The 25,620-nt window shown below is 71.4% G+C and carries 19 protein-coding genes; 15 read left to right on the top strand and 4 right to left on the bottom strand.

Features of this window, described 5'->3' with window-relative positions; all coding sequences use genetic code 11:
* Positions 1 to 15 precede the first annotated feature (15 nt).
* Positions 16 to 2,832 carry a lysylphosphatidylglycerol synthase domain-containing protein gene (locus tag OG199_RS16150; protein WP_401799495.1) on the bottom strand — a complete coding sequence of 939 codons (2,817 nt, stop codon included), beginning with the start codon at positions 2,830 to 2,832 and terminating at the stop codon, positions 16 to 18.
* Between the two features lie 186 nt (positions 2,833 to 3,018).
* Between OG199_RS16150 and OG199_RS16145 the strand changes: the two genes are divergently transcribed.
* The 6 genes from OG199_RS16145 to OG199_RS16120 all read left to right on the top strand — a co-directional run bounded on the left by OG199_RS16145 (position 3,019) and on the right by OG199_RS16120 (position 14,434).
* A complete protein-coding gene (locus OG199_RS16145; RefSeq protein ID WP_356802479.1) occupies positions 3,019 to 3,384 on the top strand; it encodes an MGMT family protein in 366 nt (121 codons plus the stop codon).
* Between the two features lie 248 nt (positions 3,385 to 3,632).
* Positions 3,633 to 7,130, top strand: coding sequence for an ATP-dependent helicase (locus OG199_RS16140; protein ID WP_405830012.1), 3,498 nt, complete (start codon positions 3,633 to 3,635; stop codon positions 7,128 to 7,130).
* 179 nt (positions 7,131 to 7,309) lie between these two features.
* The gene (locus OG199_RS16135; protein ID WP_405830011.1) at positions 7,310 to 10,900 is read left to right on the top strand and encodes an ATP-dependent DNA helicase; all 3,591 of its coding nucleotides are present in this window, start codon (positions 7,310 to 7,312) and stop codon (positions 10,898 to 10,900) included.
* Between the two features lie 10 nt (positions 10,901 to 10,910).
* The gene (locus tag OG199_RS16130; protein WP_356802474.1) at positions 10,911 to 12,323 is read left to right on the top strand and encodes a dipeptidase; all 1,413 of its coding nucleotides are present in this window, start codon (positions 10,911 to 10,913) and stop codon (positions 12,321 to 12,323) included.
* Positions 12,324 to 12,452: 129 nt separating this feature from the next.
* Positions 12,453 to 13,394, top strand: coding sequence for an NAD(+) diphosphatase (gene nudC / locus OG199_RS16125; protein ID WP_405830009.1), 942 nt, complete (start codon positions 12,453 to 12,455; stop codon positions 13,392 to 13,394).
* Positions 13,395 to 13,597: 203 nt separating this feature from the next.
* Entirely contained in the window at positions 13,598 to 14,434 is an 837-nt protein-coding gene (locus OG199_RS16120; RefSeq protein ID WP_405834563.1) for a M55 family metallopeptidase, read from the top strand.
* A 67-nt stretch (positions 14,435 to 14,501) separates the two neighbouring features.
* Here the strand turns inward: OG199_RS16120 and OG199_RS16115 are convergent, their stop codons facing one another.
* Positions 14,502 to 14,759 carry a glutaredoxin domain-containing protein gene (locus OG199_RS16115; RefSeq protein WP_148010353.1) on the bottom strand — a complete coding sequence of 86 codons (258 nt, stop codon included), beginning with the start codon at positions 14,757 to 14,759 and terminating at the stop codon, positions 14,502 to 14,504.
* Between the two features lie 196 nt (positions 14,760 to 14,955).
* Here OG199_RS16115 and OG199_RS16110 point away from each other — a divergent pair, with 196 nt between their 5' ends.
* The 5 genes from OG199_RS16110 (at position 14,956) to OG199_RS16090 (ending at position 18,844) form a co-directional block, all read left to right on the top strand.
* Positions 14,956 to 17,151, top strand: a complete 2,196-nt coding sequence (locus OG199_RS16110) for an ATP-dependent DNA helicase UvrD2 (protein ID WP_405830007.1) — start codon at positions 14,956 to 14,958, stop codon at positions 17,149 to 17,151.
* Between the two features lie 164 nt (positions 17,152 to 17,315).
* Positions 17,316 to 17,639, top strand: coding sequence for a hypothetical protein (locus tag OG199_RS16105; protein WP_356802471.1), 324 nt, complete (start codon positions 17,316 to 17,318; stop codon positions 17,637 to 17,639).
* Between the two features lie 174 nt (positions 17,640 to 17,813).
* Complete coding sequence (locus OG199_RS16100) at positions 17,814 to 18,182, top strand: WhiB family transcriptional regulator (protein ID WP_010984500.1); 369 nt, start codon at positions 17,814 to 17,816, stop codon at positions 18,180 to 18,182.
* Positions 18,179 to 18,502, top strand: a complete 324-nt coding sequence (locus OG199_RS16095) for a hypothetical protein (RefSeq protein ID WP_401799510.1) — start codon at positions 18,179 to 18,181, stop codon at positions 18,500 to 18,502. The genes OG199_RS16100 and OG199_RS16095 overlap by 4 nt, the downstream gene beginning before the upstream one ends.
* A 117-nt stretch (positions 18,503 to 18,619) precedes the next feature.
* Positions 18,620 to 18,844: a hypothetical protein gene (locus OG199_RS16090; RefSeq protein ID WP_401799512.1), complete on the top strand. Its 225-nt coding sequence runs from the start codon at positions 18,620 to 18,622 to the stop codon at positions 18,842 to 18,844.
* Positions 18,845 to 18,944: 100 nt separating this feature from the next.
* Here OG199_RS16090 and OG199_RS16085 read toward each other — a convergent pair whose 3' ends face one another.
* Together OG199_RS16085 and OG199_RS16080 are read right to left on the bottom strand one after the other, a co-directional pair.
* On the bottom strand, positions 18,945 to 20,309 hold the full coding sequence (locus OG199_RS16085; RefSeq protein WP_401799515.1) for an ABC1 kinase family protein: 1,365 nt from the start codon (positions 20,307 to 20,309) through the stop codon (positions 18,945 to 18,947).
* Complete coding sequence (locus tag OG199_RS16080; RefSeq protein WP_405830003.1) at positions 20,302 to 21,483, bottom strand: TOMM precursor leader peptide-binding protein; 1,182 nt, start codon at positions 21,481 to 21,483, stop codon at positions 20,302 to 20,304. The genes OG199_RS16085 and OG199_RS16080 overlap by 8 nt, the downstream gene beginning before the upstream one ends.
* A 214-nt stretch (positions 21,484 to 21,697) precedes the next feature.
* Between OG199_RS16080 and OG199_RS16075 the strand changes: the two genes are divergently transcribed.
* From OG199_RS16075 to OG199_RS16060, 4 genes are all read left to right on the top strand, one after another.
* Positions 21,698 to 22,294: a M48 family metallopeptidase gene (locus tag OG199_RS16075; protein WP_356804775.1), complete on the top strand. Its 597-nt coding sequence runs from the start codon at positions 21,698 to 21,700 to the stop codon at positions 22,292 to 22,294.
* 136 nt (positions 22,295 to 22,430) lie between these two features.
* Positions 22,431 to 24,131: a TerD family protein gene (locus tag OG199_RS16070; RefSeq protein ID WP_405830000.1), complete on the top strand. Its 1,701-nt coding sequence runs from the start codon at positions 22,431 to 22,433 to the stop codon at positions 24,129 to 24,131.
* Between the two features lie 11 nt (positions 24,132 to 24,142).
* Positions 24,143 to 24,823 carry an AIM24 family protein gene (locus tag OG199_RS16065; RefSeq protein ID WP_356270469.1) on the top strand — a complete coding sequence of 227 codons (681 nt, stop codon included), beginning with the start codon at positions 24,143 to 24,145 and terminating at the stop codon, positions 24,821 to 24,823.
* Positions 24,824 to 24,839: 16 nt separating this feature from the next.
* Positions 24,840 to 25,595, top strand: coding sequence for an AIM24 family protein (locus tag OG199_RS16060; protein WP_356804772.1), 756 nt, complete (start codon positions 24,840 to 24,842; stop codon positions 25,593 to 25,595).
* Positions 25,596 to 25,620: the final 25 nt, after the last annotated feature.

Genomic DNA, 25,620 nt, shown 5'->3' with positions numbered 1-25,620 from the left:
TGCCGCGCCGGCTCCCTACAGGGCGCCCTTGCGCGTGAGGTGGTTGAAGAACAGCCAACCGGGCAGCACCGGCAGCCACAGCGTCAGCAGCCGGTACAGCAGCACCGCGGGCGCGGCGACCTCCTTGGGGAGGCCGACGGCGATCAGACCGACCGTGAGCGTCGCCTCGACCGCGCCGACACCGCCGGGGGTCGGCGCCGCGGAGCCGAGCGCGTTGCCGGCGAGGAAGACGACGGCCACGCTGGCGAGGCTGAGCGTGGTGGTCTCCTCATGACCGAAGGCACGGATCGACGCGTCCAGGCACATCACGAAGCAGGCGGTCAGCAGCAGCATGCCGCCGATGCCGGTGATCAGCTTCTGTGGACGCTGCAGCACGTCCAGCATCCGCGGCACGACCCCGGCGAACAGCGACCTGACGCGGGTGACGATGAACTTCCGCAGGAACGGCACCGACGTCACAACCAGGACGAGCACCGCGACCGTGAGCAGACCGGCGATGACCGTGCGCGAGGGCGACAGGGACGGTGTCTTCTCCGTGCCGGTCAGATAGCCGAAGGACAGCAGCATCAGGATGTGACAGCCGAGCCCGAACAGCTGCGACGCGCCGACGCTCGCCACCGCGAGGCCCGGCCGCACCCCGGCACGCTGCAGGAAGCGCGTGTTGAGGGCGACACCGCCGACCGCCGCGGGTGCCACGATCTTCACGAACGAGCCGGCGACCTGCGCGGCCACGGTCCGCAGGAACGGCACCCGTTCGGGCACGAAGCCGAGCAGGCTCATCGCCGCCGCGAAGTAGCTCAGCGCCGAGAACAGCACGGCCGCGGCGACCCAGCCCCACTCGGCGCTCTCGAAGAGGGTCGCGAACTCGATGTGGGTGAGCTGTGTCAGAAGGAAGTACCCGCCGATGGCACCGGCGATGAAACTGATCAGCGTGCGCGGTTTGATCCGCTCCAGGCGGGCCGGCTCGACCGGTGCCTGCGGTCTGATCCGCAGCACCTGGTGGCGGATCTGGGTGAGCAGGTCCTCCTCGCGTGCCTCGTCCAGCGCTTCGTCCAGCGCCCGCTTCTCGGCCCGCTGCTCCGCCCGTACGGCCTTCTTGCCGGGCTTCTCCGCCACCGTCTCGGCGTGCTGGGCCTGCTCCGCGCGCGCGAGCTTGTCCTGCCGTGAGGCCTCCAGGACCGCCTCGCGCTCGCGCTGGGCACGCTCCCGGGCCAGTTTGCGCAGCGTCGCGCGCGTGGAGCGGGACAACGCGATGGGCTGCAGCAGTGGCAGACAGTCGGCGACGGCGTCCGGACCCAGCACACCGACCGCGGACGCCACCGTGCGCTCGGCGCCGACGCGCAGCCCTAGGGTGGTCAGCAGTTGGGCGATGTCCATGCGCAGCAGCAGATCGCCCGCTGCGATCTCGCCGCCGCGCAGATCGGTGAGGATCACCGTGCCGGAACGATCCACCAAAATCGCGTCACCCGCGAGCCTGCGGTGCGCGATGCGCCGTGACTGCAGCGCCTGCACCTGATGCCAGGTGTCGCGCAGCAGGCCGTCGGTGATGAGCTCCCCGGGCAGCGAGTCCAGGGTGCGTCCCCCCGTGTGCTCGTAGACGAGCATCACGGCGTCCGGACCGAGCTCGGACGTCGCGATCAGCTTCGGCGCGTTGGCGCCGGCCGCGATGGCCGCGTACGCGAGGAGCGCCTCCTGCTCCAGGGCCTGCCGCAGCGACTGGAGACTGCGCCGGGTGGCGAGGCCACGAAGGGTCAGATTGCGCCAGACCCGGTAGAAGAAGCCCTGCGCCTGCTGCTCACGGTCGACCACCGTGACGTCCAGTGGCGGTCCGTCCTCCAGGGTGACGAAGTAACGGCGGCCGCGGTCGCCATTGTCGGACGTGTCCGGGGTCTCCTCGCGGGCGGCGCTGACGGGGTGGAAACCGACGTGCCGGAGCCCCGCCATCAGTGTCCGCCCGGTCGGCCGGACGTTCGGCGACCCGACCGCGTACAGCGTCCCGTAGGCGATGGTCCAGCCGATCAGCACCGTCAGGATGATCGAGAACGGCGTCGTGTAGCCGGTGACCAGCATGGAGAAGGCGTCCAGGAGCAGCACCACCCACAGCACCGAGCGCCAGCGGGGTCTGCGGGACATGCCGACGGCCGTCATGTAGGCGATGACCGGTGCCAGATAGCCGTGCACCGGGTCGGTGAGGGCGTGGATGTCACCCGGTGAGGGCTGGGTGAGGGCCTCCTGGATGGAGCCCGGCGCGGCCTTCGCGACCCACAGGTCGGTGGCGAGGGTCACTCCGTGCGCGAGGACCGCGGCGAGCACGCCGTCGGCGATGCGCAGCCCGTCCCGCTTGATCAGGCGCTCGATCGCGAAGGCGACCGGCACCAGCAGGATCGCGATGCTCGACGCGAGCCCCGCGATCTTGATCAGCAGATCGGGCGCCTGGCCGGTGCCCTTGTTGATGTCCTGTTCGAGCCCGGACGTCGTCCCGTGCGCGAACGCCGCGATGGCGAGCAGCACGACGATCGCGAGGAAGCCGACCAGCAGCCGCATCAGGTCCGACGGACGGTGCACGCGCGCGGGCAGCAGCGGTTCGTCGCCCTCTACCTCGTCGTTGTGGGCATCGTCACCGCAGTCGTCGTCGCCCGTCGCCCGCCGATTCCGCGCGCCGCGCGCCTCGGAGGAGGGCTTTTCGTCCGCCTTCGAGGAGGAATCGGTCTTCGGATCGGGCTCGCCGGCCGTCTTGCCGGAGCCCTCGGCGGCGGCTTCGGAGGCTTCCGGGCGCGACGAAGCGGCGGAGGTGCTCTCCGCGCCTTCGGGGTGCACGCCCTGCTGCCTCATGGTCTCTTCTTGATCTCGTATCACCAGTCACCGCCCGCACGATGGTGGCATGCCCCACCGACACACGGGGGCATCAGGGTGCAAATGCGGGGGCGCACAGTCTGCCCGAAGCGCGCCTTCGGGGCGAGAGATACCCACAGTCGCCATCCCCTCACACTGTCGGTGGGGTGGGGCAGGATGGGGCGGATGAGCGAGGAGAGCCTTCCGGCGGACGAGCTGCCGGAGTACGCGGAGCGGGTCCTTGAGGTCGCCGACCTCATTCCCCCCGGGCGCGTCATGACGTACGGGGATGTCGCCGAGTGGCTGGAGGAGGGCGGCCCGCGCCAGGTGGGCCGCGTGATGGCCCTCTACGGAGGAGCGGTCCCGTGGTGGCGGGTCGTCCGCGCGGACGGAGTCCTGCTGCCGGGCCACGAACTCGAGGCACTGGACCGCTACCGCACGGAGGGCACGCCGCTGAAGGAGGCGAGCAGGGCTTCCGAAGGGCATCGGCCGCGCGTCGACATGAGACGAGCACGATGGGACGGCGACGAACGCGCGCGGGATCACACCTGACAGCTTCCGGCATCGCACGGGCGGACGGGGCGTCTGTGGCCCGTACGGGGGAAACGAGGCACGTCCGTGACATGCCGTACGTTCGACGAGCGGGGAACGCACCGGGTGTGAGGGAAGAACGGGAAGCCGTCCATCCGCGATGTCCACCGGCGTACCGTCGACGGCGCGCATCCCCCTCATCCCGCGGCCACCACCCTCGGCCCGCGACGCTCCGCCCACCAGCACAACCTCCAGGACCGGCGAACCACGTGAGCTCCTCTTCCTCCACCAGGCGCCTGCCGCACCCCCAGGTGCGGCAGGGGACCCGCGGCGCGTACCGACTGGTGCGCACCGCGCCGGTCCGGGTGGGCCCCCCTCGTCTGGACGCAGGACAGCGCACAGTGGTTGACCACGGATCGGGCCCGCTCCTCGTGCTGGCGGGCCCCGGCACCGGCAAGACGACCACCCTCGTCGAGTCCGTGGCGGCCCGGATCGCACAGGGCGGCGACCCGGAACGGATCCTGGTCCTCACGTTCAGCCGCAAGGCGGCCGTGGAACTGCGCGACCGCATGGCGCTGCGCATCGGGGCCGCCCGCGCCCCCCGGGCCACCACCTTCCACTCGTTCTGCTACGCCCTGGTCCGCGCCCACCAGGACAGCGACCTGTTCGTGGAACCGCTGCGGCTGCTGTCCGGACCCGAACAGGACGTCGCGGTGCGCGAGCTGCTCGCGGGCCAGCCCGACCTGGAGCGGCTCGGCCTCGCCCACGTGCGCTGGCCCGACGAACTGCGCGCCTGCCTGACCACACGCGGCTTCGCCGACGAGGTCCGAGCCGTCCTGGCACGCAGCCGCGAACTGGGGCTCGGCCCCGATGCCCTGACCGCCTTCGCCCGCCGGATCGGCCGCCCCGACTGGGGCGCCGCCGCGGCATTCCTCGCCGAGTACCTCGACGTTCTCGACCTGCAAGGCGTGCTCGACTACGCGGAACTCGTCCACCGCGCGGTACTGCTCACGGAGCGCCCGGGCGTCGCCGGACGTCTCGCCGCGCAGTACGACGCCGTCTACGTGGACGAGTACCAGGACACCGACCCCGCCCAGGTACGGCTCCTGCGCGCCCTGGCCGGCGGCGGCCGCACCCTGGTCGCCTTCGGCGACCCCGACCAGTCGATCTACGCCTTCAGGGGCGCCGACGTGAACGGCATCCTGGACTTTCCCGACGCCTTCCCGCGCGCGGGCGGCCACCCCGCGCCGGTCGAAGTACTGCGCACCTCCCGCCGCTCCGGCGCCACCCTGCTCGACGCCACCCGCCTGCTCACCCAGCGCATGCCGCTGACCCGGCTGCCCGCGCCGAAGGTGCGCGCCCACCGCGAACTGACGCCGGTACGGGACGGCGGCACGGTCGAGGTCTACACGTATCCGACGGCGGGCACGGAACTGGACAACATCGCGGACATCCTGCGCCGCGCGCACCTGGAGGACGGCGTCCCCTGGGGCGAGATGGCCGTCCTGGTGCGCGCCGGCTCCCGCACGATCCCGGTGATCCGCCGCACGCTCACCGCAGCCGGAGTACCGCTCGACATCGACGGCGACGACCTTCCCCTGCGGCACGAGCCCGCGGTGACGCCGTTGCTGACGGCCCTGCGGGCGGTCGCCCGCGCCGAGTCCGGGACGGGGACGGGCGCGGCACCGACGCCCATTGCCGACAGCGAGGATCCCGCCGACGCCCCGGACGAGCCCTCCGCTGAAGCCCCTGACGACGCACCTGGAGCCGCTCCCGAAAACGATCCCGGAGCTGCCCCTGAAGCGGTTCCGGCAGCCGTGCCGCAAGCCGTTCCTGAAGACGCGGACGCACAGCCCGAGGACACCGGCCTCCAGAGGACGGTGCCCTGGCTCGACACCGAGACCGCGCTCACCCTGCTCGCCTCACCCCTCGCCGGCATGGACGCCGCCGACCTGCGGCGCCTGGGCCGCGCGCTGCGCGAGGAGGAGCGCGCCGCCGGCAACCACGTACCGCCGCCCTCCGACGAGTTGCTCGCCCTCGCGCTCGCCGAACCGGAACGGCTCGTCGCCCACGACCCGGCCTACGCCCGCGGAGCCCAGCGCCTCGGCGCGCTGCTGCGCAAGGCACGGGAGCGCCTGGCGGGCGGCGGGACGGCCGAGGAGGCGCTGTGGGACCTCTGGGAAGGCACACCCTGGCCGCAGCGCCTGGAGCGCGCCGCCCGGCGCGGCGGCGCGGCCGGACGCAACGCCGACCGCGACCTCGACGCCGTGTGCGCGCTGTTCGCGACCGCGGCCCGCGCCGAGGAACGCACCGGCGGACGCGGCGCCCTCAACTTCCTGGAGGAGATCGACGCCCAGGACATCGCCGCCGACACCCTCACCCGCCGGGCCGTACGCCCCGACGCCGTGCGCCTGATGACCGCGCACCGCTCCAAGGGCCTGGAATGGCACCTCGTCGTCGTGGCGGGCGTCCAGGAGGGTCTGTGGCCCGACCTGCGCCGCCGCGGCTCCCTGCTGGAAGCGGACCGTATCGGTCGAGACGGCCTCGCCGAACCCCTCACCCCCGGAGCGCTCCTCGCCGAAGAACGCCGCCTGTTCTACGTGGCCGCCACCCGCGCGCGCGAACGCCTCGTCGTCACCGCGGTGAAGGCACCCGCCGACGACGGGGACCAGCCCTCCCGCTTCCTCACCGAACTCGGCGTCGAACCCAAGGACGTCACCGGCCGGCCCCGCCGCCCGCTGTCCGTCGCCGCCCTCGTCGCCGAACTGCGCGCCACCACCGTCGACCCACGCGTCTCGGAACCCCTACGGCAGGCCGCGGCCCACCGCCTGGCCCGGCTCGCCGCCCTCGCCGACGACGACGGCCGCCCCCTGGTGCCCTCCGCCCACCCCTACCGCTGGTGGGGCATGTACGACCCCACCGAGAGCAAGGTCCCGCTGCGCGACCGCGACCAGCCCGTCGTGCTCTCCGGAAGCGCCCTCGACCAGCTCGCCAACACCTGCGCACTGCAGTGGTTCCTGGGGCGCGAGGTGAAGGCCGACGCGCCCGCGACCGCGGCCCAGGGCTTCGGCAACGTGGTGCACGTCCTCGCCGACGAGGTCGCCTCCGGACGCACCCCCGCCGACCTCGACGTCCTCATGGAACGCCTGGACTCCGTGTGGAACGCGCTCGCCTTCGACGCGCCCTGGAAGTCGGCGCAGGAGAAGGAGCACGCGCGCGTGGCTCTCGAACGCTTCCTGAAGTGGCACATCGACTCCAACCAGGTCCGCCCCGGCCGTACGCCCGTGGCCAGCGAGCACGACTTCGACGTGACCCTGGAAGCGGGCTCCTACGAAGTACGCATCCGCGGCTCCATGGACCGCGTCGAGACGGACACCGAGGGCCGCGCCTACGTGGTCGACTTCAAGACCGGCAAACACGCGCCCACCGCCGCCGAAGTGGCCCACCACCCACAGCTCGCCGTCTACCAGCTCGCGGTCCGCGAAGGCGCCGTCGACGACGCCTTCGACGGCGTACGCCCCGAGCCGGGCGGCGCCGAACTCGTCCAGCTCCGCCAGGGCGCCGCCCAGAAGAACGGCGGCGAGACCCTCCCCAAGGTGCAGGCCCAGGAACCCCTCACGGGGGAGTGGGTCGGCGACCTGCTGGCCACCGCCGCGGGCAAGGTCCTCGACGAACGGTTCTCGCCGACCACCGGCCAGCACTGCACGCACTGCGCGTTCCGCACCTCGTGCAGCGCCCGCGCGGAAGGACGTCACGTCGTCGAGTGACCGGCCGGCGGCCGGCCGACGGCACGCGCACCGGCGACGGCCGCCGGCTCCCCGGGAGCGCGGTGTCATCGGACGCGACCCGAGTGACGTACGACACCCCACGTGCTGACCAGCGGTTCCCACGGCCCGACAGCCGATGTGGCCGCCCGCTGTCAGTGGGCGCGGCTAGCCTCTCAGACGTGCCAGCCCGTATCACCGATCCCGAGCAGCTCAAGGAGCTCCTCGGCATCCCCTTCACCCCGGAGCAGACGGCCTGCATCACCGCACCGCCCGCCCCGCAGGTGATCGTGGCCGGAGCCGGATCCGGGAAGACCACGGTGATGGCGGCACGCGTGGTCTGGCTGGTCGGCACCGGACAGGTCGCCCCCGAACAGGTCCTCGGGCTGACGTTCACCAACAAGGCCGCGGGCGAACTCGCCGAACGCGTCCGCAAGGCCCTGATCAAGGCCGGGGTCACCGACCCGGACGTGATCGACCCCGACAACCCGCCCGGCGAGCCGGTCATCTCGACCTACCATGCCTTCGCGGGCCGCCTGCTGACCGACCACGGACTGCGCATCGGCCTCGAACCGACGTCCCGCCTGCTCGCCGACGCCACCCGCTACCAGCTCGCCGCCCGCGTCCTGCGGGAGTCACCCGGACCGTACCCGGCGCTCACCCGCTCCTTCCCCGACCTCGTCGGCGACCTCCTCACCCTCGACTCCGAACTCGCCGAACACCTCGTACGCCCCGAGGACCTGCGCGCCCACGACGCCGGACTGCTGCACACCCTGGAGAGCGCCAAACTCACCAACGCCGACCTCCGCAAGGTCCCCGAGGCAGCCGCGGCCCGGCGCGAACTCGCCGAACTGGTGGTCCGCTACCGAGCGGCCAAACGCGAACGCGACCTCCTCGACTTCGGCGACCAGATCGCCCTCTCGGCCACCCTGGCCCGCACCCGCCCCGAGGTCGGGGACATCCTCCGCGACGAGTTCCGCGTGGTCCTGCTGGACGAGTACCAGGACACCTCGGTGGCGCAGCGCGTCCTGCTCGCCGGACTGTTCGGCGGCGGCACGGGACACCCCGTGACCGCGGTCGGCGACCCGTGCCAGGCCATCTACGGCTGGCGCGGCGCCTCCGTCGCCAACCTCGACGACTTCCCCGAACACTTCGCGCACGCCGACGGCCGCCCCGCCGACCGCCAGTCACTCAGCGAGAACCGCCGCAGCGGCGGCCGCCTCCTCGACCTCGCCAACGGCCTCGCCGAACCCCTGCGCGCGATGCACGCGGGCGTGGAGGCCCTCCGGCCCGCCCCCGGAGCCGAGCACGACGGCGTCGTCCACTGCGCGCTGCTGCCCACCCACGCCGAGGAGATCGACTGGCTCGCCGACTCCCTCGCCCACCTCGTACGCACCGGAAAGGCCCCCGGCGAGATCGCCGTGCTGTGCCGCACGGCGAGCGACTTCGCCGAGATCCAGGGCGCGCTCGTCGCCCGCGACATCCCCGTCGAGGTCGTCGGCCTCTCCGGGCTGCTGCACCTCCCCGAGGTCGCCGACCTCGTCGCCGTCTGCGAGGTCCTCCAGGACCCCGGCGCCAACGCCTCCCTGGTCCGCCTGCTCACCGGACCCCGCTGGCGGATCGGCCCGCGCGACCTCGCCCTCCTGGGACGGCGCGCCCGCCTTCTCGTGTCCCACGCGCGCGTGGGCGCCGACGACGACGCCGACCGCCGGCTCGCCGCGGCCGTCGAGGGGGTCGACCCGGCCGAGGTGATATCGCTCGCCGACGCCCTGGACACGTTCCTGGAGATGCCCATCGAGGCCGAGAGGGACGACGACGGACTGCCCTTCTCGCCCGACGCCCGGGTGCGCTTCGCACGGCTCGCCGCCGAACTGCGCGACCTGCGCCGCTCGCTCGCCGACCCCCTGATGGACGTCCTGCACCGGGTGCTCGCCGTCACCGGACTGGAGGTCGAGCTCTCCGCGTCCCCGCACGCCCTCGCCGCCCGCCGCCGCGAGACCCTCTCGAACTTCCTCGACGTCGCCGCGTCCTTCGCCGCGGGCGACGGCGAGGCGACCCTGCTCGCGTTCCTCGCCTACCTGCGCACCGCCGCACAGTACGAAAAGGGCCTCGACAACGCCCTGCCCGGCGGTGAGAACACCGTCAAGGTGCTCACCGCCCACAAGTCCAAGGGCCTGGAGTGGGACGTCGTCGCCGTCCCGGGCCTCGTCACCGGAACCTTCCCCAGCGCCCAGGGACGCGAGAAATGGACAGCCCAGGGCAAGGTCCTGCCGCACGAACTGCGCGGAGACGCCGACACCCTGCCCGACGTCGACACCTGGGACGCCAAGGGCATCAGGGCCTTCCACGAGGCCATGAAGGACCACCAGCGCACCGAGGAGCTCCGCCTCGGCTACGTGACCTTCACCCGCCCCCGCTCGCTCCTGCTCGGCTCCGGCCACTGGTGGGGCCCGTCCCAGAAGCGCCCGCGCGGCCCCTCCGACTTCCTGCACGCCCTGTACGACCACTGCGCCGCCGGACACGGAGAGATCGAGGCCTGGGCCGACGAACCGGCGCAGGACGAGGAGAACCCGGCCCTGCACGAGGCGGCGGCGGACCACGCGTGGCCGCTCCCGCTCGACGACGCGGCACTCGCCCGCCGCCGCGCGGCCGCCGAGACCGTACTCGCCCACCTGGAGCGGGTGGCGTCCCACGAAGAGCCCCACCCCGCCGTCCACGGCCCGTCCTCCCACGACGACCCAGAGTGGCCGCTCCCGCCCGACGACGAGCCGTCCTACGGGGACGAGCCGCACCCCGCAGGAGACGACGACCTCCCTGAAGGCGACGACCTCTCCGAAGACGACGACGCCCTCCTCGTGGGCGACGACTCGGACTGGGACTCCTGGACCACCCACCGTCCGACGCTCCCGCACCAGGCGCCCGCCCCCGAGGACCGACCCGTCCCCGATGCCCGCCCGGCCCCGGTACCGGCGCCCCCGCAGACCCAGCACGCCCGCCCCCACCCGCAGGACGACCCCGTACGCCTCACCCCCGAGGAAGTCCGCACCCTCGCCTCCTGGGACCGCGACCTCGACGCGCTCACCGGAGAACTCCTGCGCGCCCGCGCGAGTGTCACCGACGTCCCCCTGCCCGCCTCGCTCACCGCCTCACAGGTACTGCACCTGGCCGCCGACCCCGACGGTTTCGCACAGGAACTCGCGCGCCCCATGCCGCGCCCCCCACGACCCGCCGCCCGCCGCGGTACCCGCTTCCACGCCTGGGTGGAGTCCCGCTTCGAAGAACTGCGGCTGCCCATGCTCGAACCGGAGGACCTGCCCGGCAGCGACGCCGAGATCGCCGACGAACGCGACCTGGAAGACCTCAAGGACGCCTTCGAACGCACTCCCTACGCACACCGCACGCCCCACCGCGTCGAGACCCCCTTCCAGCTCGCCATCGCCGGACGCGTCGTCCGGGGCCGCATCGACGCCGTCTACAAGGAGGACGACGGCGACGGTACGACGTACGAGATCGTCGACTGGAAGACCAGCCGCACCCGCACCGCCGACCCCCTCCAGCTCGCCGTCTACCGCCTCGCCTGGGCCGAGCAGCAGGGCGTGCCCCCGGAGTCCGTCAAGGCCACGTTCGTATACGTTCGCAGCGGCGAGATCGTCCGCCCCCGCGACCTCCCCGACCGCGCCGCCCTGGAACGGCTGCTCACGCAGGACACCCGGGACCCGTGGCACGAGGCGGCCGGAGAACCACCGGACGAACACGCCCCCACGGGCGGCTAGGCTCGTGAGCATGAGCAAGCCCGTTGACAACGCCGTCAGCACCGTCCGCGCGTACATCCAGAACCACCGCACGGCCTTCCTCGACGACCTCGCCGAATGGCTGCGCATCCCCTCCGTGTCGGCCCAGCCCGACCACGCGGCGGACGTGAGGCGCAGCGCCGACTGGCTCGCCGCCAAACTCCAGGAGACCGGCTTCCCCACCGCGGAGGTCTGGACGACCGACGGCGCCCCCGCCGTCTTCGCCGCATGGCCGTCCGAAGACCCCCAGGCCCCCACGGTCCTCGTCTACGGGCACCACGACGTCCAGCCCGCCGCCCGCGAGGACGGCTGGGACACCGACCCCTTCGAACCGGTGATCCGCGGAAACCGCCTCCACGCGCGCGGAGCCGCCGACGACAAGGGCCAAGTGTTCTTCCACACACTCGGCGTCCGCGCCCACCTCGCCGCCACCGGACGCACCGCCCCCGCCGTCCACCTCAAACTCCTCATCGAGGGCGAGGAGGAATCCGGCTCCCCGCACTTCCGTGACCTCGTGGAAACCCATGCCGACCGGCTGGCCGCCGACGCGGTGATCGTCTCCGACACCGGCATGTGGTCCGAGGACACCCCCACCGTGTGCACCGGTATGCGCGGGCTCGCCGAATGCGAGATCGAGCTGCACGGACCCGCCCAGGACATCCACTCCGGCTCCTTCGGCGGCGCCGTGCCCAACCCCGCCACCGCCGCCGCCCGCCTCGTCGCCGCCCTCCACGACGACCACGCGCGCGTGGCCGTCCCGGGCTTCTACGAAGGCATCACCGAACTCACCGACCGCGAGCGCGAACTCTTCGCCGAACTGCCCTTCGACGAAGCGCGCTGGCTGAGCACCGCCAAGTCGTCGGCCACCCACGGAGAGGCCGGCCACACCACCCTGGAGCGCATCTGGGCCCGCCCCACCGCCGAGGTCAACGGCATCGGCGGCGGCTACCAGGGACCCGGCAGCAAGACGATCATCCCGTCCTCCGCCATGGTGAAGCTCTCCTTCCGGCTCGTCGCGGGCCAGGACCCCGACCACATCGAGAAGGCCGTACGCGCCTGGGCCGCCGAACAGCTCCCCGAGGGCATCCGGCACGAGATCACCTTCGGCGCCGCCACCCGCCCCTGCCTCACCCCGCTGGACCACCCCGCCCTGCAGTCCGTCGCACGGGCTATGGGCCGCGCCTTCGAGCAGCCCATCCGCTTCACCCGCGAAGGCGGCTCGGGGCCCGCGGCCGACCTCCAGGAAGTCCTCGACGCCCCCGTGCTCTTCCTGGGCATCTCCGTCCCCTCCGACGGCTGGCACGCCCCCAACGAGAAGGTCGAACTCGACCTCCTCATGAAGGGCGTCGAAACCAGCGCCCACCTGTGGGACGACCTGGCCGAGAACTGGCGCGAGGCACACTGAAGAAGCCCTTTCACATCCGGAAGAAGCCCCATTCACACCCAGAAGAGCGCCCCGCACACCCGTCCCGCCGTACGTCCTGCTGAACCGCCCGCCGAAATAACCGTTCCACCGGGGGAGTTGGAAGCACCCGTGACCACCTGGACCGACCGCACCGCCGACCGTCCCATCTCGCTCACCGCCCCGAGCGGCATCGACCGGGCCGCCCACCACCGGCTCGACGAGGCCTGGCTCGCGGCGGCCTGGAGTCACCCCACGACCCGCGCCTTCGTGGTCTCCGGCGGGCAGGTCCTCATCGACGAGACCGCGGACGGCACCACCGAACTCGTCATGACCCCCTCCTTCGAGGCCCCGCTCACCGAAGCGCACCGCTACTTCCTCGGCACGGACGACGACGGTGTGAGCTACTTCGCACTCCAGAAGGATGCGCTGCCCGGCCGCATCGACCAGTCCGCACGCCCCGCGGGCCTGCGCGAGGCGGGACTCCTGCTCTCCCCCCGCGACGCCGGCCTCATGGTGCACGCCGTCGCCCTGGAGAACTGGCAGCGACTGCACCGCTTCTGCTCACGCTGCGGCGAACGCACCGTGATCGCGGCAGCCGGCCACATCCGCCGCTGCCCCGCCTGCGGCGCCGAGCACTACCCGCGCACCGACCCCGCCGTGATCATGGCGGTCACCGACGACGAGGACCGCATCCTGCTCGGCCGCCAGGTGCACTGGCCCGAAGGCCGCTTCTCGACACTCGCCGGCTTCGTCGAACCCGGCGAATCCATCGAGCAGTCCGTGCGCCGCGAGGTCTTCGAAGAGGCGGGCATCACCGTCGGCGAGGTCGAGTACGTCGCCAGCCAGCCCTGGCCGTTCCCCTCCAGCCTCATGCTCGGCTTCATGGCCCGCGCCACCTCCCGCGATATCGACGTCGACGGCGAGGAGATCCACGAAGCCCGCTGGTTCTCCCGCGAGGACCTGCGCACCGCCTTCGAGTCCGGCGAAGTGATGCCCCCGTACGGCATCTCCATCGCGGCCCGCCTGATCGAACTCTGGTACGGAAAGCCCCTGCCCCGCAGAGAGGTGTAGCCACCCACCACTCCCAGGGGAGAGACCAGGCGGACCACCGGGCAGCCACCCGAGCCAGCGTGACGTAAAACACACAACAGGGGCGGTTCTTGAGTCACTTCAAGAACCGCCCCACCGCAATGCCCGGGACAACCGACCAGGACACGCGGTGTCCTGAGATCAGGTTCTCGGCGGCCGGGGGCCACGGAGCGGAGGCAGTGGGCGTGCAGGTGTACATCAGCGCCGACATGGAGGGCGTCACCGGACTGGTCGGTGCCCAGGACGTGCAGGCCGGCGGCCAGGACTACCAGCACGGCCGGGTCATGATGACCGAGGACGTGAACGCGGCCGTGCGCGGCGCGCTCACGGCCGGTGCCACCCGGGTTCTGGTGAACGACGCACACAGCACCATGCGGAACCTGCTCGCCGACCGGATACACCCCGAGGCGGAGTTGGTCAGAGGCAAACCCAAACGGATGGGGATGCTCGAAGGCCTGGACAGTGACTTCGCCGCGGTGCTGTGCGTCGGCTACCACTCACGTGCCGGCGCACTGGGCGTGCTCAGCCACAGCTACATGGGCCACGAGATCGAGGACATGTGGCTGGACGACCAGCCCATGGGAGAGATCGGATTCGCACACGCCACAGCCGCCGCACTGGGCGTACCCGTGGTGATGCTCTCCGGCGACGACGCCGCCTGCGACGAGGCGACGGCCTGGGACGCCCAGCTCGTCACGGCTCCGGTCAAGTACGCCAGGGACTGCTTCAGCGCCCGGCTGAGGCCCGCGACCGAGGCGCGCAAGGCGATCGAGGAAGCCGCCGCCGAGGGAGTGCGCCGGGCCGGCCCCCGCCCACGGCCGGCCCGCACAGAAACCGCGGCCACCCTGGCAGTGCGGTGGCAGTCGGCCACCGTCGCCAGCCAGCTCGAAGGGATTCCCGGAGTCGGCCTGCGAGACTCCCGCACCGTCGAGGTGACCGGACCGGTTCCCCAGCTCTACCGGCTCTTCGGAGTCTTCATGCGCGTGGCGTCGGCACTCACCGACCAGCAGCCCTACTGCTGAACAGCACAACGCCGACGAGACCCGCGCCCGTGATCACCGGGCCGGGTCTCGTACGCCTGCTCCCGGGTCAGACGCCGAGCGCGCGCTTCACCTGCGCGAGGCTCGGGTTGGTCATCACGACCTCGACCCCACCGTTGGAGGGGACCACCTGAACCGTCGGAACGGTCTGGTTCCCGCCGTTCGCCTTCTCCACGAACGCCGCGGACGCCGGGTCGTGCTCGATGTTGATCTCCTTGTACGTGATGCCCTCGCGGTCCAGCTGGCCCTTCAGCCGCGTGCAGTATCCGCACCACGTGGTGCTGTACATCGTCACAGTGCCCGGCATGTCTCTCGCGCTCCTTTACTGCTGGGGGTGCGTCATCGCAGAAGGGGAACGTACGCCGGACACGTACCATTCCCGCAGCCGGTACCCCCGCCCCGTACACCGGCACCCCCCGACGCCTGCCGCATTAGTACGACCACAAGACCCTCCCTGTGGACAACCGACTCACCCGCCCCCGGCGACCTGGCAGCATGGCGGGGTGACAGCAGCAACGCACTCCACCCTCTTCCCACAGGTTCCGGACACGGCCGACGCGGTGCTCGACGGGCTCGACCCCGAGCAGCGCGCGGTCGCCACCGCCCTGCACGGTCCGGTGTGCGTGCTCGCAGGCGCCGGCACAGGCAAGACGCGAGCGATCACCCACCGCATCGCCTACGGCGTACGCGCCGGAATCCTCCAGCCCTCCAGCGTCCTCGCCGTCACCTTCACCAACCGCGCCGCGGGAGAGATGCGCGGCCGCCTCCGACAGCTCGGCGCCGGCGGCGTCCAGGCCCGCACCTTCCACTCCGCGGCCCTGCGCCAACTCCAGTACTTCTGGCCGAAAGCGGTCGGCGGCAGCCTCCCCCGACTCATCGACCGCAAGATCCAGCTCGTCGCCGACGCGGCCGCCGCCTGCCGCATCCGCCTCGACCGCGGCGAGCTCCGCGACGTCACCGCCGAGATCGAATGGTCCAAGGTCACCCAGACCGTCCCCTCCGACTACGCGGCCGCCGCCGCCAAGACCGGCCGCGAATCCCCCCGCGACCCCGCAGAGATCGCCCAGCTGTACGCCGCCTACGAAGACGTCAAACGCGACCGATCACTCATCGACTTCGAGGACGTCCTGCTGCTCACCGTCGGCATCCTCCAGGACCGCCACGACATCGCCGACCAGGTCCGCTCCCAGTACCAGCACTTCGTCGTCGACGAATACCAGGACGTCAGCCCCCTCCAGCAACGCCTCCTCGAACTGTGGCTCGGCGAACGCGACAGCCTGTGCGTCGTCGGCGACGCCAGCCAGACGATCTATTCGTTCACCGGTGCAACTCCCGACCACCTTCTCGACTTCCGCACCCGCCACCCCGCGGCCACCGTCGTCAAGCTCGTCCGCGACTACCGCTCCTCACCGCAGGTCGTCCACCTCGCCAACGGCCTGCTCTCACAGGCCCGCGGCCGCGCCGCCGACCACCGCCTGGAACTGATCTCCCAGCGCGCCCCCGGCCCCGAGCCCGTCTACGCCGAATACACCGACGAACCCGCCGAGGCGGAAGGCGCCGCCCGCCGCATCCGCGACCTCATCGCCTCCGGCGTCCCCGCAGGCGAGATCGCCGTCCTCTTCCGCACGAACTCCCAGTCCGAGATCCACGAACAGGCACTCGCCGACGCCGGAGTGCCCTACCAGCTGCGCGGCGCCGAGCGGTTCTTCGACCGCCCCGAAGTGCGCAAAGCCGGATCGGCCCTCCGCGCGGCCGCCCGGTTCGGAGCCAACGACTCCCTTCTCGACGACGTCGTCGACCTGCCCTCCCAGGTCCGCGCCGTACTGTCCGGCGAAGGCTGGACCAGCCAACCCCCCGCCGGCTCCGGCGCGGTCAGAGAGCGCTGGGAATCACTGGCCGCACTCGTCCACCTCGCCCAGGACTTCGCCGCCGCCAAGCAGGACGCCACCCTCGGCGACCTGGTCGCCGAACTCGACGAACGCGCCGGCGCACAGCACGCCCCGACCGTCCAGGGCGTCACCCTCGCCTCCCTGCACTCCGCCAAAGGACTGGAGTGGGACGTCGTCTTCCTCGTCGGCGTCGCCGAGGGCATGATGCCGATCACCTACGCAAAGACCGACGAGCAGATCGAAGAGGAACGCCGCCTCCTCTACGTCGGCGTCACCCGCGCCAGGGAACACCTCTTCGTCTCCTGGGCCCTGTCCCGCTCACCCGGCGGCAGAGCCAACCGCAGGCCCAGCCGCTTCCTCGACGGACTACGCCCCGGCTCCGTCACCACCGCGGGCCGCACAAACGGAGGCGGTCCGGGAGGCGTCGAGCGAGGCATCGGAAGCAGCGGAGGCACCGCCGTACGACGGACGAGCCGAACTCCGGCCCGCTGCCGCGTCTGCGGCCGCACGCTGACCGACGCCGGCGAAATGAAACTGATGCGCTGCGAGGACTGCCCCTCCGACATGGACGAGGGCCTCTACGAACGGCTGCGCGAGTGGCGGGCGGTACAGGCGCAGCGCAGCGGGCAGCCCGCGTTCTGCGTCTTCACCGACAAGACACTCATGGCCATCGCCGAGACCGTCCCCGACGACGAGGGAGAGCTCGCACGGATCCCCGGGGTCGGAGTACGCAAGCTCAACCGCTTCGGAGCCGATGTTCTGGCCATCTGCGCAGGCCAAGAGCCTGACGAGGACCAGCACGACGACTGATTCAAACTCGTCGAGAAAATAGTTTGCGCATGCCCCGGCAATCCCCATAGGTTCTTAGCACGGAAGCGGCGGGCTTCTCCGAAGCCCTGGTTCCGTGCTGTACTTAATACCCGTCGGACTGGCTCACCCCCAGTCCCCCAAGACGCCGAGAGGAGGCGATTCCAGTGATCAGCATCAACGCCAGCTCCAACAGCACCGCCAAAATGACCGATCCCTCGGTCGTCTCCACGTGCCTGCTCGGCGTCTCGAACCTGGGCACCGGTCTGTCCGGCATCTCTGCCGTCCGGCCGGCGTCCGCCCTGTCTCTCGCGGGTCTTCCCATCCGTGAGCGCAATGAGCGACCGATCCAGGCACTGGAAGCGGCAGTAGTGGCAGAGGCGCGTGCCTATGCCTTTGCGGCAACCGGTGCCGGATCCCTGAAGCAGACGAAGCAGCACCACACGATGTGGGCCTTCCGTGGGCCTGAACCCTGGAGTGATCCAGCCTGATCCTCGATCAGGCCGGCGCCTTCAGGGCCGCGGAACCCCACCCGGGATCCGCGGCCCTTCTGTTTGTCCCCGACCGGGGACGGCGGAGCGAAGGGGCCTCGGGACAAGAAAAGAACCCGGTACCAGCCGCCAACCGGCCAACCGGCCGGCACGACCAGACGAGGAAGACCAACCGTGCAACTCGAAGCGCACGCCCCGTCCGTACCGCCTTCCGAAACGATCCCCCCGCCCGGCCTCACGGAGGACTCCACCTTGATCCCGCTCACTGCGCTCACCGCGCTCGACGACGCCATCGAGAACCTCGGCGTACCCGTCCCCTGCCGTTCCTACGACCCGGAGGTCTTCTTCGCCGAGTCGCCGGCCGACGTCGAGTACGCCAAGTCCCTCTGCCGTACCTGCCCGCTGATCGAGGCCTGCCTCGCCGGCGCCAAGGAGCGGCGTGAGCCCTGGGGTGTCTGGGGCGGCGAGCTGTTCGTCCAGGGTGTTGTCGTAGCCCGCAAGCGGCCGCGTGGCCGTCCGCGCAAGAACCCGGTCACGGCATGAACACCGCAGGAACGATCGATCGCCCCCAGACGCACGACCCCAAGAAACAGGCCCCGATGAAGCCGTCCGCGAGTGAGCCCACCGGCTCCGTCATTCCAGAATTCACCACCACCGACGCGAACGACTCGCGTGAGAACAGGACCCGAGAGATGCAACTCATTCCAGAAGCCCTGGCTCGTGCGCATATGCACGAGCGACTGCAAGAGGCCGAGCGGGAGCGTCAGGCCGCGCGCCTGGCCACCGCCCGCCGGATGCAGCGCCGGGCCGAGCGCGCCTCCATGCGTGCCCGGCGTGCGCTGGCCATGGCGGTCATGCAGTAAGCAGCCGAAGGCAGTCGCAGACATCCACAGACACACCGCGGGGGCCGGTCCGGACGGACCGACCCCCGCGGTGCGTTGTGCCGGGCGAACACCCGACCACGGCGCTATCGTCGCCAGGTGACGAGTCTTCCCGGGGACAGTGACAGCAGCGACATCACCGAGCGGCCCGACACCGCCCAGACCCAGCGCATCGCATGCGCCCGCTGCGGCACCTCGGCGGAAGGCCCCCAGCCGACCTGGACCTGCTCCATGGAGAACGGCAACCGCCACTACCTCTGCGACAACTGCGCCCGGGCACATCTGCGGGCGATCGAGGGACGGCTGGATTCGGCTTGGTGGTAGGGCGGGACTTGCTCCGGGCTTCTTCCTTTGGGGGGCTCCCCCGCCCCCCGCCCCCTCCCCACCCCCCGCCCCGCCACAGCCGCCCGAAGGCAGCCCGAACTCACGCCCCAGCCGCTGTGTCCTCCTCGTCCGGCAGCTCTTCGGTCGGGACGAACCCCGGCAGCCACTCCTCCAGTTCGTCGCGGAGCCGGACCGTCGCGCCCAGCTGGCACAGGACGCCGATGGTGCTCAGCGTCACACGGTGGATCAGCAGGTATGACGGTGGAAGGTTGAGGAGCCTGCCCAACTGGTGGGCGGGGGAGCGGGGATCGGCCACCCGGGCGGCCTGGCTGCGCATCCAGCCGCGGGTGAAGGTGAACTCGTCCACCTGGGCCGGTTCGATGATCGGCAGCAGGTAGTCGAGGACCGCGTCGGGTTCGAGCTCTATCGACTCCTTGACGAAGCCCTCCTCGCGCAGCAGGTCGTAGACCGCTTCCGCGTCGCCGTCGAGGGTCATGCGGAGGGAGTCGCCGATCGGTGAGGGCAGACCGCCGGGGAGACGGTCGACCGTGCCGAAGTCCAGGACGCCGAGGCGCCAGCCGTTCTTCCCGTCCGGCAGGAGCCGGAAGTTGCCCGGGTGGGGGTCGGCGTGCAGCAGTCCGGTGCGGGCGGGGCCGGAGAAGAGGAAGCGGGCCAGCAGTTGCCCCGCGCGGTCCCGTTGCTCCTGGGTGCCGTCGGAGATCACCTCCGACAGAGGTGTGCCGTCGATCCATTCGGTGACCAGGATCTGGTCGCACTGGTGGACCACGGCCGGTACCAGGACGTCGGGGTCGCCCGAGAACTCCGTGGCGTGGGCTTCCTGGGCCTGTGCCTCCAGCGCGTAGTCGAGCTCCTCGGAGACCCGGTCGCGCAGTTCCGTGATGAGGGGCTTGATGTCCATGCCGGGGATGAGCGGGCCCAGCAGCCGGGCGAATCGGCTGAGCTGGGTGAGATCGGAGAGCAGGGCCTCGCCCGCTCCCGGGTACTGAACCTTGACGGCGACCTCGCGTCCGTCGTGCCACACCGCCCGGTGCACCTGGCCGATCGAGGCGGCCGCGGCCGGCTTGTCCTCGAATTCGAGGAACAACTCGGACCAGTCTTCGCCGAGTCGCTCCCGGAGAACGGAGTGCACCGTGCGGGTCGGCATCGGTGGTGCCGCTTCCTGGAGTTTGGTGAGCGCCGCGCGGTACGGGCCCGCGACCTCCTCGGGCAGCGCCGATTCGAAGACGGACAGTGCCTGTCCGAACTTCATCGCGCCGCCTTTCAGCTCACCGAGCACCTTGAAGAGCTGCTCGGCCGTGCGCTGCTGAAGCTCGCGGCCCACGATCTCCGCCGACTTCCCGCCTATCCGCTTGCCCAGGCCCCAGGTCGCTCGCCCGGCGTAGCCGAGCGGTAGCGCGGCGAGTTTGGCGGTTCGGGTGACCGCCTTCCGGGGAAGATCAGACATGCGCCCTCCAAGTCCCAGACAGCCGTGCCGCATGCGGCTGTTGCCCCGCCATTGTCTCGTGCGGCTCCTCGGCTTCGGCGGCGCGTTCCCCCTTCTTACTTTTCTCCGCGGCGCCGCACGGGCAATCGGGGTGTGGCCACACCGGTTTCGCGTGCCAGTGGAGCGCCGGAGCGGAGGTTTCCCAGCGGGCTCCGGCGCTGGAGGGTGGCCGGCCGTCGAGGAAGGCGAGCGCATGTGCGGCGGCGATGCCGGCGACGCCGGTCGCCACGGTGAGGTCGCACGCCGGTACGTGGCGTGAGGAGCCGGAGCGCCACTGGGCGATCAGGCGCGGCCAGGTCGGATCCCGGTCGGCGCGGCTCCGGTCCAGGCAGCCCGCGCAGCCGGTGTCGCCGGGCAGGACCAGCGGGCCGACGACTCCCGTTCCTTCCACGACTCCCGCGTAGAGATGGGGTGCGCCGGAGGTGATCAGCGGTTCGGCGGCGGTGGGATCGGGGGCGTGGACGGACAGGCCGTCCCGAGGCGTGATGATCACCAGGGAGAGTCCGGGCTCCTCGCCCTCGGTGGCCGGCCGGGGCGGGCGGTCCGGCGCGGCTCGGCGCACCGCCCGTCGGGCGGCTTCCTCGCGGCGCTCTCCGATGGACTCCGCCGTCAGTCCGCCGGGTGCCACGTCCCACGGTTCCACCCGGCCGACGTCGCGGACCTCGATCCGGCCCACGCCCGCGCCTGCCAGGAGGGCGGCCAGGGTGACCCCGACCCGGCCCGCGCCGCGCACCTGTACCCGCAGGTGACGGCGGGCGGCCAGGTGTCCGAGGGCGTCGCCCGGTGCGGGGGCGACGAGGGAGAGGGCCGCGAGGTCGGGGCGCAGCCGGGCGAGGACCGCCTTCTTCGCGCGCAGGGTGTCCGCGGCCGGGCCGCCGCCCGTCGCGTCGTCGAGCAGTCCGGAGTGGGCCAGCCGTTCCACGAGTGCGTCGACATGGCCGTCGGGCAGGCCCATGCCGCGTCCTTCCTCGCGCAGGAGGGGGAGTCCGCGGGTTCCGTCGAGCAGGTCGAGGAAGCTGCCGGTCGCCGTGTCCACCGGGCCCAGCACTATCGCGTGGGCGGGTGCCATGCCGAACTGCACGGTGTTGAGGTCCCGCCAGCCGCGCCGCAGCGCGGGCTTCACCATCGGATGCATGATCGACCCCCGTATTCGTGGAGCATCCCCGTGTGCCGGCGGGCCGGGCCGGGTCCGCCGTCGGATGCCAGGATGCCCGGGGGTGGGGGGAGGGTGCGGAAAGTTGTCCACAGGCTGTGGTGTTCGTCGGATAAATCGAGCGCGCAGGTGCGGATCGACACCGAACCGTCCTGGGGACGGGACTTCCCCCACGTGCAGCGGGTAACGTCGGGGCGTGCCCGCCGACCCACTGCACCGCGCCGGAAAACCACAGCGCAGCACGACGAGCCTGCCGCCAAGCGGCTCGGGGGCGAGCGCGATCGAGGTTCGCAGGAGTGCGCGACGGCGCAGGACGGTCTCCGCGTACCGCGAGGGCGATCGCACTGTCGTGCTCATCCCCGCCCGGATGTCCGAGGCGGAGGAACAGCGCTGGGTGACCGTCATGCTCGACAAACTGGCCGCCCAGGAGAGCAAACGGGTGCTCGGTGACTCCGAGCTGACCGAGCGTGCCGCGCGTCTGTCGGACCAGTACTTCGACGGGCGGGCCCGGCCCACCTCGGTCCGCTGGGTGACCAATCAGAACACGCGGTGGGGTTCCTGCACCCCGGCGGAGGGCAGTATCCGTCTTTCGCACCGGTTGCAGGGCATGCCCGAGTACGTCGTCGACTACGTCCTCGTCCACGAACTCGCCCATCTTCTGGTGCCCGGGCACGGTCCGCGCTTCTGGCGGTTGCTGGAGGCGTATCCGCGGACGGAGCGGGCGCGCGGCTACCTCGAGGGGGTGGTCGCGGCCGCCCGGCTGCCCCATCCGCCCGTCGGCCGCGACGAATAGCGGGCGGGGCGGCCGGGGTCCGTCCCGGGCGGGGGGTGATTGTGTACCGGGTCTGTACCGGCTGCGTTCACTTCCGGGGTTTCCCGTTAGCCTGACGCGACGCAATCGCATTCGGGATGGGGGACGGTCGTTACGCATGGCCAGGGAATTCCAACGCGGCCACAAGGCCAGAATCAGTGACCTCACCGCGGGCACCGATCTGTACGTGGGTGTGCAGATCACCGGCCCCGGACTGACCTTCGACATCAGTTGCTTCGGCCTGGACGCCGACGAACGGCTGTCGGACGACCGGTACTTCGTCTTCTTCAACCAGCCGAAGACCCCCGAGGAATCCGTCCAGCTCCTGGGCGCCCAGTCGGGTGACACGGAGTCCTTCCGCGTCACCCTCGACCGGATTCCGGCGCAGATCCAGAAGCTGTCGTTCACGGCGACGATCGACGGCGCCGGACAGATGTCCCAGATCGCACCGGGGTACCTCCGTGTCGTCGCGGGTGGCGAGGAGGTGGCCCGGTACTCGTTCAGCGGAGCGGAGTTCTCCACCGAGCGTGCGGTGATGCTGGGCGACTTCTACCTGAAGGACGTCTGGCGGTTCGCTGCCGTGGGACAGGGTTTCGACGGCGGCCTCGATGCGCTGCTGAAGAACTTCGGCGGCGAGGTCGCCGAGGAGGAGCCCGCCGCGCAGCAGCCGCAGGGCGGCGGTGCAGCGCCCTCGTTCTCGCCTCCCACCCAGGTGACCCCGGCGCCCGCGTTCGGAGCGCCGGCCGCTCCGGCTCCGGCCCCCGCGGCGCAGCCCGCTCCGCAGGGGTTCACGCCGCCGCCCGCCCCGTCCGCGCCCTCGGTGCACGCCGCGCCGACCATCGTCGCGCCGTTGCACAGCCCGCCGGGCGGCACCGTGCCGCCGCCGGGGCCCGCCCCGTACGCGCAGCCGCCCGGTCCGCCCGGTCCGCCCGGTCCGCCGCCGGGCTACGGTCAGCAGCCTCCCGGGCAGAGCGCCCCCATGCCGCCCGGCTACGGTCAGCAGGCTCCGTCCGCGCCTCCCGGTTACGGGCAGCAGGCCCCGCCGGCACCTCCCGGTTACGGGCAGCAGCCGTCGTACGGCCAGGTGCCGGGGCAGTACCCGGGACAGCCCGGCGCGCCCTCCCCGTACGGTGTTCCCCAAGGCGCTCCGCAGGGCGGGGCCGGTGTGCTCGCCGCGCTGGGGGCGTTCAAGGAGACGCCCACCGGGCAGCGGTGGACGCAGCAGAACAAGAAGCTCATCCGGGTCGACCTCGGTATCGGTGACCAGCCCGTGCTGGCCCGCCAGGGCAGCATGGTGCTCTACCAGGGCAAGGTCGACTTCAGTTACAAGGGCGCCGGCTTCGCCGGACGGATCGTGGGCAACGCGACCGGGCAGGAGATGCAGCTGATGCGCTGCTCGGGCCGCGGTCAGGTGTTCCTCGCCGAGAACGCCGCCCATGTGCACCCCATCGAACTCCAGGGCGACGCGATCTGTGTGTCCTCCGAGAACGTCCTCGCCTTCGACGAGACGCTCCAGTACGAGGTGCGCAGGATCGAGGGCCACGGCATCCCCGGGGGCGCGCTGTTCACCATGCAGTTCCAGGGGACCGGCACGGTCGTGGTGAAGACGCACGGCGCGCCCGTCGTACTGCCCGTGACACCGACGACGTTCGCCGACTGCAACGCCGTCGTCGCGTGGTCGGCGGCCTCCCAGGTGATCGTCTCCAGCCAGGTGCGGATGCGGCGCAACGCCTACCCGGGCGACACCGGAGAGAGCGTGAACCTCCAGTTCCGCGGCGCGCCAGGCAATTTCATCGTCGTCCAGCCGTACGAGGTCTGAGGGAGCCCGTCATGAACCAGCCACTCACGGGCTACGCCCCGGCACCCGTCACCGCCCGCATGGAGAACCACGGCAGTCACATGCTGAAGGTCGCCATGCAGACCGGAAGCGACCTCTTCGCGCGCGTGGGCTCGATGGTCGCCTACGAGGGCTTCGTCCAGTACGAGCCGAACCCGCCCGCGGTACGGCAGATCGCGCGGGACTGGATGACCGGTGAGGGAGCACCCCTCATGAGGTGCCACGGTGACGGTCTGCTCTATCTCGCGGACTACGGGGCGAACGTCGTCGTCATCAACCTCAACGGGGACGCGATCTCCGTGAACGCCACCAACCTGCTCGCCTTCGACGCGCATCTCACCTGGGGCGTCGAGCGCGTCAAGGGGCTCGCCAAGTTCGCCGGACAGGGACTGTGGAACACCAAGATCTCCGGCCAGGGCTGGGTCGCGCTGACCTCCCGGGGCGAGCCGATCGTGGTCGACTGCGGTGGCGGCGAGGACGAGACGTACGTCGATCCGGACGCGCTGGTCGCCTGGTCCCCGAACCTCAAGGTGAAGGGCAAGCGCAGCTTCAAGGCACAGTCGCTGATCGGCCGCGGCAGCGGCGAGGCGTACCAGATGGCGTTCTCCGGGCAGGGCATCGTCGTCGTCCAGCCCAGCGAGGACAGCACCGACCGCCTCCGGATCCGGGGCTGAGGGGGAGCAGGACATCATGCAGAGCCCGCTTTTCGGCTACAACGAGCAGCAGACCCAGGAGCGCTACAGCCTGCAGAACTCGCAGATGCTGCGGGTCGTCATGGAGGGCCACGACGACATCCTGGCCCGCAAGGGCACGATGGTCGCCTACCAGGGGCTCGTCGAGTTCGACGCCGAGTACCAGAACAACAGTCAGCACCGCGCGCGTGCGTACACCGGTGAGGGACTGGACCTGATGCGCTGCCACGGGCAGGGGACGGTCTACCTCGCGAACCTCGCCCAGCACGTGCACGTGGTCGACGTGGACCAGGACGGTCTCACCGTCGACAGCAGCTATGTGCTGGCCATGGACTCCTCGCTGCACCACGAGGTCATCGCCGTGGACAGCCAGTACGGCATCTCCGGATCCGGCAAGTACCAGCTCAACATCACCGGACGCGGCAAGGTCGCCCTGATGACCTCGGGGGCGCCGCTGATGATGCAGGTCACGCCCGACAAGTACGTCAACTGCGACGCCGACGCGATCGTCGCGTGGTCGACCGGCCTGCGGGTGCAGATGCAGGCGCAGACGCACTCCTCCGGGGTGTGGCGGCGGCGCGGCAACACCGGTGAGGGCTGGGAGCTCAGCTTCCTGGGCCAGGGGTACGCGCTCGTCCAGCCCAGCGAGCTGCTGCCGCCGCAGAACGCGGTGATCGGCCAGGGCCTGCGCGCCCAGTACGGCATGGGACAGCAGGGTGTCCACGCGCAGAACCAGGGCAACGTCTGGAGCTGAGCGACGGGCGGGCTGCGCGCGACGG

It is taken from the genome of Streptomyces sp. NBC_01176 (assembly GCF_045039825.1).
Lineage (GTDB): Bacteria > Actinomycetota > Actinomycetes > Streptomycetales > Streptomycetaceae > Streptomyces.
This window is presented reverse-complemented; position numbering and strand designations above follow the sequence as displayed.